Below are 1,296 nucleotides of genomic sequence, written 5' to 3' on the forward strand. Positions count from 1 at the left end.
CGCAGACTTAATAGCCCAGCAACAGGCCACAATTCAACAGTTGAAGGACGCAGGGGGCAATTTGAATATAACGAACTGTATAGACAACAAGAACCGAAAACGCACATGCATTCAGATGAACACCAAAGCAGGAAGCTGGAAGGGTGGCTATCTAGTGCCAATGGGGTATTAATTGATGACAGAACTCGAAAAGCACTTACTCGAAGCCTTGGAACAAGCTCAAGCACAACAGCAGCAGAGAGAAGCCGATTTACAGCAGATGTTCGAAGCTACACGGCAGGAAAATCAAGCTATCAAGGCAGCCTTCAAGAGCTTACTGGAAAGTATTTCCGAAACAGATCGGAAACAAGCGGACAACTGGAACAACTTAATAAAGCATGTCAGCGACTTGAATGGACAACTGAAAGACTTCGAGAAACAAAACAGGCTTTTGAACAATCAGTTAACCACAATACAAGAGCAGTTGATAAAGTTGAAAAAATGAATAAACCTCAAATTAGTTACAGTCCTAAAATGAGGTGAATAAGCTTATTTCTTACATACAAATTTATATAGGTCGTGTTTGCTAGAACCGGGTACTAAGTCAAACCACTGAGTTGGATTTGGCTTAATTGCTGTAGCAGAAATTTCACTGTATCCAATTTCCTGCATTTTTCCTGTTTTACAGTTGGTTTTAGTAGAGGTATAACCAATACTGTCAACGCCTACTCGCTTATGTAAAGCTGTGACAATATCACCTGATTTTGTTTGTTTTATTAAATAGTATTTACCTTTATCCCCTGACGCACTTCGCGGAATAAGTGTATCTGCTAAAGCATGGCCAGTAGCAAATATAGCGATAAATATAAGTACTAGTTTTTTCATATTATTTTTACTCTAAATAAGGGGCTTTAAATGTTTAAAATTCTCGCGATAAGTTTACTAGGTTTATCTTTAATAGGGTGTGGAAATTCTGATCCTAATGCGCCTTCAAAACCTAAAAAACCTAAAACAGAAATGCAGATGCAAGAGGCTAAATTCTCTAGTATGTCTAGATGTTTAAAGTCGATTCAAGATACAACTAAATTACCTTTGAAGCCTATGACAGATAAACCAGAAAAAGTTACAGGTTTTCTTGGGGATACAGAGAGACAGTTTTATTGCGGAATCAAAGAAACAGGTACTGAAGGTACTTTCGTAGAAGGATGGTACACCGAAGAAGTAGAGGTTTATTAACAATGAAAAGGGCCAAATATGGCATAAGTCAATGTTAAGAAAAGAAATTTTGAAATGTATGGCAAAGAGTGGTACATTTCT

3 protein-coding genes are annotated in these 1,296 nt (G+C 37.6%); 2 read left to right on the top strand and 1 reads right to left on the bottom strand.

The annotated features are described in order from the left end of the window. The first annotated feature begins 175 nt into the window (after positions 1-175). Positions 176-484, top strand: coding sequence for an MbeD/MobD family mobilization/exclusion protein (locus FTV42_RS16990; RefSeq protein ID WP_125279880.1), 309 nt, complete (start codon positions 176-178; stop codon positions 482-484). A gap of 44 nt (positions 485-528) precedes the next feature. On the opposite strand, the gene FTV42_RS16995 is transcribed toward FTV42_RS16990, so the two are convergent. Continuing rightward, the gene (locus FTV42_RS16995) at positions 529-864 is read right to left on the bottom strand and encodes a hypothetical protein (RefSeq protein WP_087696065.1); all 336 of its coding nucleotides are present in this window, start codon (positions 862-864) and stop codon (positions 529-531) included. Positions 865-894: 30 nt separating this feature from the next. Between FTV42_RS16995 and FTV42_RS17000 the strand changes: the two genes are divergently transcribed. Further along, the gene (locus FTV42_RS17000) at positions 895-1,215 is read left to right on the top strand and encodes a hypothetical protein (protein ID WP_180039260.1); all 321 of its coding nucleotides are present in this window, start codon (positions 895-897) and stop codon (positions 1,213-1,215) included. The last annotated feature ends 81 nt before the right edge of the window (positions 1,216-1,296 follow it).

The organism is Acinetobacter sp. YH16052, assembly GCF_013417155.1.
Taxonomy (GTDB): Bacteria; Pseudomonadota; Gammaproteobacteria; order Pseudomonadales; family Moraxellaceae; genus Acinetobacter.